This window comes from Ensifer sp. 22521, assembly GCF_052044795.1.
GTDB lineage: Bacteria > Pseudomonadota > Alphaproteobacteria > Rhizobiales > Rhizobiaceae > Ensifer.
Map to the genome: position 1 here is coordinate 305,757 of NZ_JBQENM010000006.1, position 13,290 is coordinate 319,046.

General features: G+C 61.8%; 13 protein-coding genes. 3 read left to right on the top strand and 10 right to left on the bottom strand.

The features are described from left to right. Positions 1-24: 24 nt before the first annotated feature. Together ACTJKE_RS11275 and rkpK are read left to right on the top strand one after the other, a co-directional pair. The gene (locus ACTJKE_RS11275) at positions 25-1,068 is read left to right on the top strand and encodes an NAD-dependent epimerase (protein WP_058329477.1); all 1,044 of its coding nucleotides are present in this window, start codon (positions 25-27) and stop codon (positions 1,066-1,068) included. A gap of 69 nt (positions 1,069-1,137) precedes the next feature. Further along, on the top strand, positions 1,138-2,451 hold the full coding sequence (gene rkpK, locus ACTJKE_RS11280) for a UDP-glucose 6-dehydrogenase (protein ID WP_058329452.1): 1,314 nt from the start codon (positions 1,138-1,140) through the stop codon (positions 2,449-2,451). Between the two features lie 25 nt (positions 2,452-2,476). Here the strand turns inward: rkpK and ACTJKE_RS11285 are convergent, their stop codons facing one another. The 4 genes from ACTJKE_RS11285 to ACTJKE_RS11300 all read right to left on the bottom strand — a co-directional run bounded on the left by ACTJKE_RS11285 (position 2,477) and on the right by ACTJKE_RS11300 (position 8,168). Next, positions 2,477-2,794, bottom strand: coding sequence for a hypothetical protein (locus ACTJKE_RS11285; RefSeq protein WP_058329453.1), 318 nt, complete (start codon positions 2,792-2,794; stop codon positions 2,477-2,479). A 211-nt stretch (positions 2,795-3,005) separates the two neighbouring features. Then, on the bottom strand, positions 3,006-5,312 hold the full coding sequence (locus ACTJKE_RS11290) for a Tex family protein (protein WP_440660091.1): 2,307 nt from the start codon (positions 5,310-5,312) through the stop codon (positions 3,006-3,008). Between the two features lie 214 nt (positions 5,313-5,526). Then, positions 5,527-6,834 (bottom strand): class I SAM-dependent methyltransferase, encoded by a 1,308-nt coding sequence (locus ACTJKE_RS11295; protein ID WP_440691835.1) that lies wholly within the window; start codon positions 6,832-6,834, stop codon positions 5,527-5,529. Between the two features lie 335 nt (positions 6,835-7,169). After that, on the bottom strand, positions 7,170-8,168 hold the full coding sequence (locus ACTJKE_RS11300) for a glutathione S-transferase family protein (RefSeq protein WP_440635493.1): 999 nt from the start codon (positions 8,166-8,168) through the stop codon (positions 7,170-7,172). Positions 8,169-8,342: 174 nt separating this feature from the next. On the opposite strand from ACTJKE_RS11300, the gene ACTJKE_RS11305 reads away from it, so the two are divergent. Next, on the top strand, positions 8,343-9,332 hold the full coding sequence (locus tag ACTJKE_RS11305) for a glycerophosphodiester phosphodiesterase family protein (protein WP_058329456.1): 990 nt from the start codon (positions 8,343-8,345) through the stop codon (positions 9,330-9,332). A 52-nt stretch (positions 9,333-9,384) separates the two neighbouring features. On the opposite strand, the gene era is transcribed toward ACTJKE_RS11305, so the two are convergent. The 6 genes from era to ACTJKE_RS11335 all read right to left on the bottom strand — a co-directional run bounded on the left by era (position 9,385) and on the right by ACTJKE_RS11335 (position 13,253). Next, complete coding sequence (gene era / locus ACTJKE_RS11310) at positions 9,385-10,314, bottom strand: GTPase Era (protein WP_057252807.1); 930 nt, start codon at positions 10,312-10,314, stop codon at positions 9,385-9,387. An 8-nt stretch (positions 10,315-10,322) separates the two neighbouring features. Further along, the gene (rnc, locus tag ACTJKE_RS11315; RefSeq protein ID WP_141679572.1) at positions 10,323-11,039 is read right to left on the bottom strand and encodes a ribonuclease III; all 717 of its coding nucleotides are present in this window, start codon (positions 11,037-11,039) and stop codon (positions 10,323-10,325) included. Next, positions 11,039-11,782 carry a signal peptidase I gene (lepB, locus tag ACTJKE_RS11320; protein ID WP_058320269.1) on the bottom strand — a complete coding sequence of 248 codons (744 nt, stop codon included), beginning with the start codon at positions 11,780-11,782 and terminating at the stop codon, positions 11,039-11,041. Before lepB ends, rnc begins: the two co-directional genes overlap by 1 nt. Positions 11,783-11,943: 161 nt before the next feature. Next, positions 11,944-12,363: a holo-ACP synthase gene (gene acpS, locus ACTJKE_RS11325; RefSeq protein ID WP_058320270.1), complete on the bottom strand. Its 420-nt coding sequence runs from the start codon at positions 12,361-12,363 to the stop codon at positions 11,944-11,946. Then, positions 12,360-12,815: a DUF2062 domain-containing protein gene (locus ACTJKE_RS11330; RefSeq protein ID WP_245296263.1), complete on the bottom strand. Its 456-nt coding sequence runs from the start codon at positions 12,813-12,815 to the stop codon at positions 12,360-12,362. Before ACTJKE_RS11330 ends, acpS begins: the two co-directional genes overlap by 4 nt. A gap of 288 nt (positions 12,816-13,103) precedes the next feature. Continuing rightward, the gene (locus ACTJKE_RS11335; RefSeq protein WP_065377015.1) at positions 13,104-13,253 is read right to left on the bottom strand and encodes a DUF3563 family protein; all 150 of its coding nucleotides are present in this window, start codon (positions 13,251-13,253) and stop codon (positions 13,104-13,106) included. Positions 13,254-13,290 lie beyond the last annotated feature (37 nt).

A 13,290-nucleotide genomic window follows, 5' to 3' on the forward strand; every position in this document is an offset into this window, starting at 1 on the left:
ACAACACAATCTGGGGACATGGTCGTGCGCTACCTCATCACCGGCACCGCGGGCTTCATCGGCTTTCATCTCGCCAAGCGATTGATCGACGAAGGACATTTCGTGGTCGGCTTCGACGGCCTGACGCCCTATTACGACGTGACGCTGAAGCAGCGCCGGCATGAGATCCTGGCGCGTTCGAACGGCTTCAAGGCTGTCGTCGGCATGCTTGAGGATCGGGCGGCGCTCAACCATGCGGCGGAAATTGCCGAGCCCGAGGTCATCATCCACCTCGCGGCCCAGGCCGGCGTCCGATACAGCCTTGAAAATCCCAAGGCCTATGTCGATTCCAACCTCATCGGCTCGTGGAACATCCTGGAGCTGGCGCGGGAACTCGGCCCCAAGCATCTGATGCTCGCTTCGACGTCCTCGATCTACGGCGCCAACGAGAAGATCCCGTTTGCGGAGACCGATCGCGCCGATGAGCCGATGACGCTCTATGCCGCCACCAAGAAATCGATGGAACTGATGGCGCATAGCTATGCCCATCTCTACAAGGTTCCAACCACCGCCTTCCGCTTCTTCACGGTCTATGGCCCCTGGGGGCGGCCCGATATGGCGCTGTTCAAGTTCGTCGACGCCATCCACAAGGGACAGCCGATCGACATCTATGGCGAAGGCCGCATGAGCCGCGACTTCACCTATATCGACGACCTCGTCGAAGGCATCCTCAGGCTCTCGCACGTGGCACCGGCAGAAGAGAACCGCGTGCCATCCGAGAAGGCCGAGGACACGCTTTCGCGCCAAGGACCGTTCCGTGTCGTCAACGTCGGCGGCGGCCAGCCGGTCGAACTGATGACGTTCGTCGAAACGGTCGAGAAGGCCGTCGGCAAGCCGGCACTGCGCAACATGCTGCCGATGCAGCAGGGCGACGTGCCGCGCACCTATGCCTCCCCTGATCTTCTGGAGGCATTGACAGATTTCAGACCCTCAATCCCGGTGGAAGAAGGCGTGGCGCGCTTTGCCGCCTGGTATGAGGAATACTACAATGTTGGCGGGAAAGCCGGATCCTCGGCCTCGCAGGCATAGATACGTGCAAACCAGCATGGTTTCCGCGTTCGCGGACAAGAGCTCGCCAGACAACAAAGGAAAGAGCCTATGAAAATCACAATGATCGGCGCCGGTTATGTAGGCCTCGTTTCCGGTGTGTGTTTTGCGGATTTCGGTCACGACGTCGTCTGTCTCGACAAGGATGAGAGCAAGATCGACGCGCTGATGCAGGGCCGTATTCCGATCTTCGAACCCGGCCTCGACCATCTGGTGGCCAGCAACGTCGCCTCGGGTCGACTGTCGTTCACGACCGATCTCGTTTCCGCCGTCGCCGACAGCGACGTCATTTTCATCGCGGTCGGCACCCCTTCCCGCCGCGGCGATGGTCATGCCGACCTCTCCTACGTGTATGCAGCGGCCCGCGAGATCGCCGAGAACCTCAGGGGGTTCACCGTCATCGTTACCAAATCCACCGTTCCGGTCGGCACGGGCGATGAGGTCGAGCGCATCATTCGCGAAACCAATCCTGACGCCGATTTCGCCGTCGTCTCCAATCCGGAATTCCTGCGCGAGGGTGCGGCGATCGAGGACTTCAAGCGGCCGGACCGGATCGTCATCGGTGTTGTCGACGATGATGCGCGGGCGCGTGACGTCATGACCGAGGTTTACCGGCCGCTCTATCTCAACCAATCGCCGCTCGTGTTCACGTCACGCCGCACCTCCGAACTGATCAAGTATGCCGGCAATGCCTTCCTGGCGATGAAGATCACCTTCATCAACGAGATGGCCGACCTCTGCGAAAAGGTCGGCGCCAATGTCCAGGACGTCGCCCGCGGCATCGGCCTCGATGGCCGCATCGGCTCGAAGTTCCTGCATGCGGGCCCCGGCTATGGCGGCTCGTGCTTCCCGAAGGACACGCTGGCACTGGTCAAGACCGCGCAGGACCATGACGCGCCCGTCCGGCTCGTCGAGACCACGGTTGCGATCAACGACAACCGCAAGCGGGCAATGGGCCGCAAGGTGATTGCGGCTGCCGGCGGCGACGTGCGCGGGCACAAGATCGCGATCCTCGGCCTCACCTTCAAGCCGAACACCGACGACATGCGCGACAGTCCGGCGATCGCCATCGTGCAGACGCTGCGGGATGCCGGCGCCCACATTATCGGCTACGACCCGGAAGGCATGGAGAACGCCAAGAAGATCATCGACGGCATCGACTATGCCAGCGATCCCTATGAGGCGGCCAACGAAGCGGATGCGCTAGTGATCGTAACGGAATGGAACGAGTTCCGCGCGCTTGACTTCCGCCGCCTGAAATCCGCGATGAAGACGCCTATTCTCGTCGACCTCAGGAACATCTACCGCCAGGACGAGGTTGCCAAGCACGGCTTTGCCTATTCCAGCATCGGCCGGCCCCTCTGAGGGCTTCGGCTGGCGGGAGGGCCGACTATGCTTTTGGAACTGGCAGCGGCGGCAGAGCTTCCCAACTCTTGCCGGCAAGGATGACGCAGCTACGGCCGTTGACGTCCGTGACGATCAATGTCCAGCTGCCGTTGTCGGCCGCATAGACTTCCAGGATCGCCTGAGGATTGATGAGCGCCGTCGCGGCTGGCTTTTCCCGATACTGCCGCGCCAGAAACTCGATCACCTCGGATCGGTTCGCGCAATTTATCGGGGCCTGCGAAACTGCGGGGACCGGGCGCGCCGTCACCCCGGCTGCCAGAAGGGCGGCCAGCGCCAAGCCGCGGATCGCCTTGCGTACCATCACGCAACTCCTTTCACCGGATGCCCGGCGGAGGAGGAGTTTCCGCTAACCTTTTCCGCCGTAGATCCGGCTGCTCCATTGGCACACTGCTTACACAACAGCACAGGTGCCACGATGAAGAGAGTATGGCGGAAAGCCGCGATTATTACAATTATCTAATTTATAGACCATCCACCGGAGGCGNGACGCTGCAGAGCCGATGCCGAAGCGGCTATTTGCGCTTCATCGCCTCCATCAGGGCCGCACCAAAGGCGCCCTGCGACGGCGCTTGCGGCTTCTGCTGGCGCGTGGGCGCGCCGCGGTTGCCGCCGTTCGGTGCGCTGCCACGGGCCTCGCGACCTGACTCAGCGCCACCATCCTTCCGCATCGTCAGGCCGATGCGCTTGCGGGCGACATCCACCTCGGTGACGCGAACGGTCACGACATCCCCGGCCTTCACCACTTCATGCGGGTCCTTGATGAAACGGTCCGCGAGTTGGGACAGGTGGACGAGGCCATCCTGGTGGACGCCGACGTCGACGAAGGCACCAAAAGCCGCGACGTTGGTGACGGTGCCCTCCAGCTGCATGCCGACCTTCAGGTCCTTGATGTCGTCGATGCCCTCGGCAAAGGTCGCGGTCTTGAAGCTCGGGCGCGGGTCACGGCCCGGCTTTTCGAGTTCGGCGAGAATGTCCTTGACGGTTGGCAAGCCAAACCGTTCGTCCACGAAGGTCCGTGGGTCGAGTTGCTTCAGGGCGGCACTATCGCCCATCAGAGCGCGCACGTCGCGGCCGCAGGCGGCGACGATCTTCTTGGCGACGCCATAGGCTTCCGGATGGACGGAGGAGGCATCGAGCGGCTCCTTGCCGTTCGGGATGCGCAGGAAGCCTGCGCACTGTTCGAACGTGCGCGCGCCGAGGCGCGGCACTTTCAACAGTTCCTTGCGGCTTCCAAACGGCCCGGTCGCGTCACGATGCGCGACGATCGCCTCGGCCGAGGATTTGCCGAGGCCGGACACCCGGGCAAGCAGCGGTGCCGACGCCGTGTTGACGTCGACGCCGACGGCGTTCACCGCGTCTTCCACCACCGCATCGAGCGAGCGGCTGAGCTTCGACTGATCGACGTCGTGCTGGTACTGGCCAACGCCGATCGACTTCGGCTCGATCTTCACAAGCTCGGCCAGCGGGTCCTGCAAGCGGCGGGCGATCGAGACCGCACCGCGCAGCGAAACGTCGAGGCCGGGGAACTCCAGGGCGGCCGTTTCAGATGCCGAGTAAACCGAGGCGCCGGCTTCGGAAACGATGACCTTGGTCGGCTTCGGCGCCGGCAGTTGCTGGAGCATGTCGGCAACGAGCTTTTCGGTCTCACGGCTGCCGGTTCCGTTGCCGATCGCGATCAGTTCCACCTTGTGCTTGCGGACGAGCGAAGCGAGTTCGGCCTGCGTGCCGCGGATGTCGTTCTTCGGCGGGAACGGATAGACGGTCGTGGTTTCGAGCAGCTTGCCCGTGCCGTCGACCACTGCCACCTTGACGCCGGTGCGGATGCCCGGATCGAGCCCCATCGTAGCGCGCGATCCCGCGGGTGCTGCAAGCAGCAGGTCCTTGAGGTTGCGGGCAAAGACGTGGATCGCCTCCTCTTCCGCGCGCTCGCGCAGTTCGCGCATCAGGTCGAGCGACAGCGACATGGAGAGTTTCACGCGCCAGGTCCAGCCGATCATCTCGGCCAGCCATTTGTCACCCGGCAGATGGGCGCCGACATTGTAGGCGGCGGCGATCATGCGCTCGACCGGCTTTACCGGTGAGGTATCGTCCTGGTCGACGACGATATCGACGGAGAGCACCTCTTCGTTCCAGCCGCGCAGCATCGCCAGCGCCCGGTGACCCGGCGTCGTCGCCCAACGCTCGGAATGGTCGAAATAGTCGGAGAACTTGGCGCCCGCCTCCTGCTTGCCGTCGACGACCTTGGCACGCAAGAACGCGGCACCTTTCATGTGGTTGCGAAGGCGGCCAAGCAGATCGGCGTTTTCGGTCATGCCTTCGGCGATGATGTCGCGCGCGCCGTCAAGCGCCGCCTTCACATCAATCACTTCGGCGGTCAGGAAGGCCGTTGCGCGATCGGCCGGCGCGATGGAGCGATCGGCAAGGATCGCTTCGGCCAGCGGCCCGAGGCCACGCTCGCGGGCGATCTCAGCCTTGGTGCGGCGCTTCGGCTTGTAGGGCAGATAGATGTCTTCGAGTTCCGCCTTGGTTTCGACGGCGGCGATCTTGGCTTCCAGTTCGTCGGTCAGCTTGTCCTGCCCGCGGATCGACTCGAGGATCGATGCCCGACGCGCCTCGAGTTCGCGCAAGTAAGTCAGCCGCTCCGACAGCATACGCAATTGCGTATCGTCTAGGCCGCCGGTCACTTCCTTGCGGTAGCGCGCGATGAACGGCACCGTTGCCCCCTCGTCCAACAGCTCGACAGCGGCTTTAACCTGCGAAGGTGCTGCCTTGATTTCGCTGGCAATAATGGCGGCGATGGATTTAGCGGGGTTGGCCATGGGAATTCCGTCTTTCCTGCAGCGCTTGGAAGCACTGCACGTTTTGTCCTTGGATCGGAGATGATCCGCGGAAACAGGCAGTCGTTTGGTCGGCGACCATAAAGGCGCAGGGCTTCGAGGCCAAGTGAAGGCCTTCGGAGGAAATTCCGAACTCCACAGAAGATGGGGGATGGCCATCCCGTGTCGACCTATAGCGACAGGGATGGCCCTTGCATCAGACCGCCATTGCAGCCGGTTCGATGTGTTCTTCCGCCGGCGCCTCGTCCCAATTGTTGACCGGTTCGAGCGGCGGCCGACGCTTCTCGAACTCGATCAATTGCCGCTCCCGCTCCTCGATGTAGCCGCGCGAGACCGGCACGGCATCGAGAGAAGGCGAGAGCTGAAGCTGGAAGATGAAGTGTTTGTCGTAGAGGAAGGCCGTTTCGGAAGCCGCCAGGTAGAACTCCCACATGCGGAAGAAGCGTTCGTCGTAGAGCCTTACCGCCTCTTCGCGGCGCGCGACGAAACGCTCCCGCCAGGCCCGCAAGGTCCAGGCATAGTGCATCGGCAGGATCTCGACATCCTTCACCAGCAGCCGCATACGCTCGACCGACGGCAGAACCTCGGAGAGAGCGGGAATATAACCGCCGGGGAAGATGTACTTTTCGATCCACGGGTTGGTCGCCCAGGGCTTGTAGACCTGGCCGATCGAATGCAGCAGCATGACGCCTTCCGGCGGCAGCAACTCCTTCATCTTGTTGAAGAAATTTCCGTAATTGCCGATGCCGACATGCTCGAACATGCCGACGGAGACGATGCGGTCGAACTGCCGGCCCTCAAGGGTGCGGTAGTCCTGCAGTTCGAAGCGGACACGATCGGAAAGCCCGCGCCTGGCGGCACGATCACGGGAAACCTTCAGCTGCTCCTCGCTGAGCGTGATGCCCGTGACTTCGACTCCGGAGGATTCGGCCAGATACATAGCCATCCCGCCCCAGCCGGAACCGACCTCCAGCACCTTCTGCCCCGGCTCCAGCAGAAGCTTCGCGGCGATGTGCCGCTTCTTGGCGAGCTGTGCTGCGTCGAGCGATATTCCCCGCGGCTGGAAATAGGCGCAGGAATATTGCCAGTCCTCGTCGAGGAACAGGTTGAAGAGATTGCGATCGAGATCGTAGTGATGGGCGACGTTGTTCCGGTTGCGATTGACCGGCATGCGGCTCACCAACTGCTGGCGCAGCACATGCCACAGGCCTGTGATCGTGTTGGTGGCATTTGCCGCATTCTCGATGCCGTTCGCCTTCACGATCGAAAGCACGTCGAAAATGTCACCTCTTTCGATGACGACCCGCCCATCCATGTACATTTCACCAAAGCGAAGGCCCGGGTCCCGGACGATCGCATTCTCCGCCTCCGCGTCGACGATGCGGATTGATGCCGGTTTTCCGGTGCCGTCACCCAGAACGACCTGTTCGCCGGAAGAAAAAGTCACCGTCAGATTGCCGTTGCGCACCAGACGGCGAAGTAAAGTCAACAATGCTGCATTCATATCTCACCCCTACCAGACCTACCCACGGTGTCCTGGTGCATGAGAGATGCGAAGGGTCGGCTCGTTCGGGGCTTCCGGAGGGTTTGCGCGAGCGCGCCTTGGGAGCAAACGCGAGCGAGTCCGGAAGCGGCGAGAACCGGCTCGGGCGTGGCGTCACGGGCATCCAGCGGGCGCGTCAGGCTCCTTGTGCTTGCCCCGCCGGAAATTCGTCAGGCCAGCCGCCATCGGGCTCCTATCCATCAGAACTTCCATTAATTTAGGAAGCTTCCATCGATTGGCAATGGGTTCTCTATGGCCCCTCATAGATTTGTTTCCTTAGCAAATGAGGAACGCGGCTATGCGCCAACGACTCCGCGCCCTCGCAAGCGAGCACGATCATGCGGGCGATCGAAATCCAGCATCGGGCCGGCAGGAACGATGCGGGTCGGATTGATGTGGGCAATGCCGTAGTAGCCGCGTTTGATATGATCGATGCGCACGCTCTCGCGGATACCCGGCCATTGATAGATTTCGCGCAGATAGTTCGACAACGCCGGGTAGTCCTCGATCCGGCGGATGTTGCATTTGAAGGCGCCGTGATAGGCCGCATCGAAGCGAATCAGGGTGACGAACAAGCGGATGTCCGCCTCGGTCATGTACTCGCCTGCGAGGTAGCGGTTGACCGTGAGGTGTGCCTCGACTTCGTCGAGCATGCCGAACAGGCTCGACACCGCCTCATCATAGGCTTCCTGCGTCTTTGCAAAGCCGGATCGATAGACGCCGTTGTTGACCCGCTCGTAGATCGGGCCATTCCAGCGATCGATGTCTCCCCGCAGTGTCTCCGGATAGAAATCGAGCCGGTTGCCGGTCAAGTGATCAAAGGCCGAATTCAGGATGCGGATGATGTCGGCGGACTCGTTGTTGACGATCCGCCCTTCGCGCATGTCCCAGAGAACCGGTACCGAGACCTTGCCGGTATAGGTCGGGTCGCTCGCCACATAGAGTTCATGATGGAAGCGGATCTTGCCGACGCGCCCGCCGGCATCGACCGGCTCGTCATAGGTCCAGCCATCCTCACCGAGCTCCGAGTTGGCCACCGTAAGCCCGATGATCTCCTGCAATCCCTTGAGGTTGCGGAAGGCGATCGTGCGTGAGGCCCAGGGGCAGAGATAGGAAACGAACAGGCGATAACGCCCGGCCTCGGCCGGCAGAGCCGGCTGGCCGTCCGGGCCTGGGCTCCCGTCCGGCGTGATCCAGCGGTGAAAGCGCGTCGGCTCCCGGTGGAATGCACCGCCTTTCATCTCGCTGGCCGCAACGTCGCCCTTGACCCATTTTCCCTCGACAAGCTGCGGCATCTCTTTTCTCCGGATCGCAAAATCAGCGATAGCTACGTCTCATGAGGCGCGGCTGCGGGTCAATCGCGCGCGCGGGTGACACATCGTTCGCAATCCGCGACACGCACGTGAGGCGTGTATCAACATCCTGGCGCCACAATGTCGAGCAATCCGGATTCGAAGAGGAGAATCAGGATGAAGAAGTTCGTTGCTGCCATTGTTCTGTTTGCCGCCGTCGTCTGGCTGATGAACACGTCGCTGTTTGTCACGCCACCGGCAGGCTCGGCGAAACTGCTCGCGCACCGAGGCGTCCACCAGACCTATCCGAAGGCCAATGTCGGCAACGACACTTGCACTGCAACGATCATCGATCCGCCACAGCATCCCTATCTCGAAAATACGATCGCCTCGATGGGGGCTGCCTTTGATGCGGGCGCCGATGTCGTCGAACTCGACGTGCATCTCACGCCAGACAAACAGTTCGCCGTCTTTCACGACTGGACGCTCGACTGCCGGACCGAAGGCAAGGGCGTTACCGAAGAAACGCCGATGGCGACGCTGAAGTCTCTCGACATCGGCTATGGCTACACCGCCGATGGCGGCAAGACCTTCCCCTTCCGCGGAAAGGGCGTCGGCCAGATGCCGACGCTGGATGAGGTGCTGGCTGCCCTGCCCGACCGCAGGTTTCTCGTCAACTTCAAGAGCCGGCGCGCCGAGGAGGGCGCGGCACTCGCAACGCTGATCGAAGCGCGGCCGCAATGGCGGCAGGCTATGTTCGGGGTCTATGGCGGCGAGGAACCGACTCGCGAGACTCTGAAGCGCGTGGAAGGGATGCGCGGCTATGACCGGACGTCGACGATGGCGTGCCTAACGCGCTATCTCGGCTATGGCTGGACCGGTCTGATGCCGGAGGCTTGCCGGAACACTCTCGTCATCGTGCCCGGCAATTACGCGCATTTTCTCTGGGGTTGGCCCGACCGTTTCTCCGCCCGCATGAAAGCGGCCGGAAGCGATATCATCCTGCTCGGCCCTTATCACGGCGGCGACTTCACCACCGGGATCGATACGATGCAGGATCTGGAATTGGTCCCGCCGGGGTTTTCCGGCTACATCTGGACCAACCGTATCGAGATGATCGGCCCGGCCCTGGGAAAGCGGCAGATCGCTGAGGCCAGGGCAAACTGAGGCGGCATCCACCGCACGGCTTGCCCCTTGCCGGCATCCTATGTGCCCAAGCCTATCGCGGGAATTCGAGGCCCATTTCGCGGAAGCGCTCGGGGTCGTCGCCCCAATTTTCGCGCACCTTGACGAACAGGAAGAGATGCACCGGCTGCTCGAGGATCTCGGAGATCTCCTTGCGCGACGCCGTCGAAATCGCCTTGATCGCGTCGCCGTTCTTGCCGAGCGCGATCTTCTTCTGGCTTTCGCGCTCGACGTAGATCACCTGTTCGATGCGGACCGATCCGTCCTTGCGCTCTTCCCACTTCTCGGTTTCGACATGCGAGGCATAGGGAAGCTCTTGATGCAGGCGCAGAAACAACTTCTCGCGGGTGATTTCGGCCGCGAGCTGGCGCATCGGCAAATCGGAAATCTGATCCTCCGGATAGTACCAGGGACCTTCCGGCAACGTCTCGGCAAGATAGTCCATGAGGTCCTTGCAGCCCGAACCGTTCAGCGCCGAGATCATGAAGGTGCGTTCGAATTTGATCGTCTCGTTGGCCGCGGCCGCGAGCTTCAAAAGATCCTCCGGACGCACCTGGTCGATCTTGTTCAACACGAGGATCTTCGGCTGGTGCACTTCCTTCAGCCCCTCGAGGATCGCTTCCGCATCGCCCTTCAGGCCACGCTCGCTATCGATCAGGAGCATGATCACGTCCGCATCCTTAGCGCCGCCCCAGGCGGTCGTGACCATGGCACGGTCGAGCCGCCGCCGCGGCTTGAAGATGCCGGGCGTATCCATGAAGACGATCTGCGCGTTGTCGTGGATGGCGATGCCACGCACGATCGCGCGCGTCGTCTGCACCTTGTGGCTGACGATCGAAACCTTGGCGCCGACGAGGCGGTTGACCAAAGTCGACTTGCCTGCGTTTGTCGCGCCGATCAGCGCCACGAAACCCGAGTGGGTCGGCGCGCCTTCAGCGGCCGTATCTTTTTCCATGTCCGTCATTTTTTCCGTCAATTTCCGGCGGAGTTTTTCCGCCACACGCCTTCGCGTTCCAGCAATTTCATCGCGGCGACCTGCTCGGCGCCACGCTTGGACCTGTCGATCCCGGTCTCCGGCGCGACCCCCGCGATCTCCACGGTTACCGTGAAGCGGGGATCATGATCCGGGCCGGAACGATCGTCCGTTCTGTAAGTCGGCGCGATGCCAAACTTGGCATGCGCCCATTCCTGCAATTCGGTCTTCGCATCGCGGCGGGCACCGTCGGCGCGGACCGCCCGATCCTTCCAATGGCGCAGCACGAAGCCGCGGGCGGCCTCAAGGCCCCCATCGAGATAGATGGCGGCGATGAGCGACTCTACCACATCGGCGCGCACATTCATCATCGCCTTGCCGGTAATCTTCTTGACGTCGGAACCGGTGCGGATGAACTGGTGCAGTTCCAGATCGTCGGCGACCATGGCGCAGCTTTCGGCGCTGACGAGCTGGTTCAGCCGCACCGACAGCTCGCCTTCATTTGCATCGCGAAACGTCTGGAACAGAAGTTCGGCAACGCAGAGCCCCAGCACCCGGTCGCCCAGGAACTCCAGGCGCTGATAATTGGAGCCTTTGGCGCTACGGGCGCTGGAATGGGTGAGCGCCCGATCCAGGCGCTCCTTCTCAGCAAACTGATAGCCAATCACGGTCTCGAGTTTTGCCCGATCCTCCGCGCTCAGCGACCGCGACTTCATTATTCGACCGCCTTGAACAGACGATCGTAACGCAGGTTCGCCGGCCACTTCCAGACTTCGCGGAACGAGGTGTCGTTGCCGAGCGAGAAGAAGATCATGCTGGCGCGGCCAACCAGGTTCTCGGCCGGGACGAAGCCGACGTCGAAGCGGCTGTCGGCCGAGTTGTCGCGGTTGTCGCCCATCATGAAATAGTGGCCTTCGGGCACGATGAATTCGCGGGTGTTGTCGCCGCGCGAATCCGGGAACTGGTCGAGCGTGTCGTAGGACACGCCATTGTCCATCGTCTCACGATAGACCGGGACGTCTCCGCCGGTGTCGTACTGATCGTCGGCGCGGAACGCACCGTCCGGCACGCGGTCGACCGGCTTGTCGTTGATGTAGAGGATGCTGTTGCGCACCTGGACGCGATCCCCCGGCAGGCCGACGAGGCGCTTGATATAGTCGATATCGGGGTTCGGCGGGAAGCGGAAGACGACGATATCGCCACGTTTCGGCTCGCTGGCGAAAATGCGGCCGGAGAACAGATCGGGAGAAAGCGGCAGCGAATACTTGGAAAAACCGTAGGCGAACTTGTTGACGAAGATGTAGTCGCCGACGAGCAGCGTCGGCATCATCGAGCCCGAGGGAATGGTGAAGGGCTGAAAGAGAACGGTACGGATGACTACGGCCAGGAGGAGCGCCTGGATAACGACCTTCACGTTTTCCCAGAGACCGCTCTGCTTCGCTTCTGTCTTTTCTGCCACGCTAGTGTCTTCCTTTATCATGGCAACGCCCTCACCGGGGCTTGCTCTTAACTTTCTTCCGCAGTTCTGATCCCACCTTCAAACTGCGTACAATCCGGTCTCATATGCTGCAGACTGCCTGCCCTTCAATCGCCTCGGACCGGGTTTTCCAGCGGAATGCTCTAAACCGTTCCCTCAACCGGGGCAACGGGCAGCGCTTCGATAATCACGAAGGCCTGCGCCAGAGGAAAATCGTCGGTGATCGTTAGGTGAATAGCCGCCCGGTGATGGGGCGGCAGCATCTGCGCCAGACGCTCCGCCGCACCGCCGGTGAGGTTCATTGTCGGTTTGCCGCCGGGCAAATTGATAACGCCCATGTCCTTCCAGAAGACGCCCTGCGCAAGACCCGTCCCCAGCGCCTTCGAACAGGCTTCCTTGGCGGCGAAGCGCTTGGCGTAGGACGCAGCCCTATTCTTCCGGCCTTCGGACTTGGCGATCTCGATTTCCGTGAAACAGCGCTGCACGAAGCGCTCGCCGAAGCGAGAAAGCGAGTTTTCGATCCGCCTGATATCGATCAGGTCGCTGCCTATGCCAATGATCATGAGGAAGATCCGAAGTCTTTGGTGCGCGCCCGGCGTCGCTTTTGAAAGATGCGAGCAGCGTGGTAGGCCGCAAGATAGGAAATCAGCGCGCCGGCGGCGGCCAGCGGCAGGGAACCGATGAGCATCGGCTTGAAGACCGGTCCCCAAAGGGCAGAGAGGTCAAGGTGCTCGACCATGCGCATCACGTCGGCGCTGCTGGCGGCGTGCGCGCTTTCCACACCCAAGATGGCGATGCCCAACTCATAGGACGCGGTCAGGATCATCGGGATCGTCACCGGATTGGCAAGCGCGGTGGTGATCGCGGCGGCAACCAGATTGCCGGAGAACACGAAGGCCAGGGCGACGGCTATGACGATGTGCAAGCCGAAGAACGGCGTAAACGACGACGCTACGCCCGCAGCCACCCCGACAGCAATCGAGTGCGGCGTCGAGGAGAGGCGCAGGATCCGCAAGGTAATGTAGCGCGGACCACGCCGAAAGCCCTTGCGCGGCCAAAGGAGTGCGCGGAGCCTTTCGGAAATCGTGACCGGGTTTCTGCGTCTAAATAACATTCTGCCGTCATGACCGCATCTTGGAGCCGTCGACCGGCACAAGACGGCGCGTCCGCCTGTTTGCTGGCCGCAAGATAGGCGTCATGGCTGCGGCTTGCAACCCGCCGGCGCGCCGCGCATATGTCGCAGGCAAGCCATTCACGGAACGCATGGCTTCAGCATCCCGCCACCAGACGGGACGCGATCGACTTAGTAGTTGCGGAACAGGCCGCGATCGATCTGGCGCTGACGGTACTCGAGATCGATGCGATCGACCGAACTATTGAGATAGGCGAGCTCGCGCTCTTCCTGAGTGGGGACGCGCAGTGCGCGGGTGATCTTCTTCAACTGATTGAACATGGCAAACCTCTTTGTTTACCTCCCGATACTGAAGATA

What these genes read in the sequence shown, in the direction of transcription:
- rkpK (WP_058329452.1), top strand. Translation starts at nt 1,138, where the DNA reads ATGAAAATCACAATGATCGGCGCCGGTTATGTAGGCCTCGTTTCCGGT.
- ACTJKE_RS11285 (WP_058329453.1), bottom strand. Translation starts at nt 2,794, where the DNA reads ATGGTACGCAAGGCGATCCGCGGCTTGGCGCTGGCCGCCCTTCTGGCA.
- ACTJKE_RS11290 (WP_440660091.1), bottom strand. Translation starts at nt 5,312, where the DNA reads ATGGCCAACCCCGCTAAATCCATCGCCGCCATTATTGCCAGCGAAATC.
- ACTJKE_RS11295 (WP_440691835.1), bottom strand. Translation starts at nt 6,834, where the DNA reads ATGAATGCAGCATTGTTGACTTTACTTCGCCGTCTGGTGCGCAACGGC.
- ACTJKE_RS11300 (WP_440635493.1), bottom strand. Translation starts at nt 8,168, where the DNA reads ATGCCGCAGCTTGTCGAGGGAAAATGGGTCAAGGGCGACGTTGCGGCC.
- ACTJKE_RS11305 (WP_058329456.1), top strand. Translation starts at nt 8,343, where the DNA reads ATGAAGAAGTTCGTTGCTGCCATTGTTCTGTTTGCCGCCGTCGTCTGG.
- era (WP_057252807.1), bottom strand. Translation starts at nt 10,314, where the DNA reads ATGACGGACATGGAAAAAGATACGGCCGCTGAAGGCGCGCCGACCCAC.
- rnc (WP_141679572.1), bottom strand. Translation starts at nt 11,039, where the DNA reads ATGAAGTCGCGGTCGCTGAGCGCGGAGGATCGGGCAAAACTCGAGACC.
- acpS (WP_058320270.1), bottom strand. Translation starts at nt 12,363, where the DNA reads ATGATCATTGGCATAGGCAGCGACCTGATCGATATCAGGCGGATCGAA.
- ACTJKE_RS11335 (WP_065377015.1), bottom strand. Translation starts at nt 13,253, where the DNA reads ATGTTCAATCAGTTGAAGAAGATCACCCGCGCACTGCGCGTCCCCACT.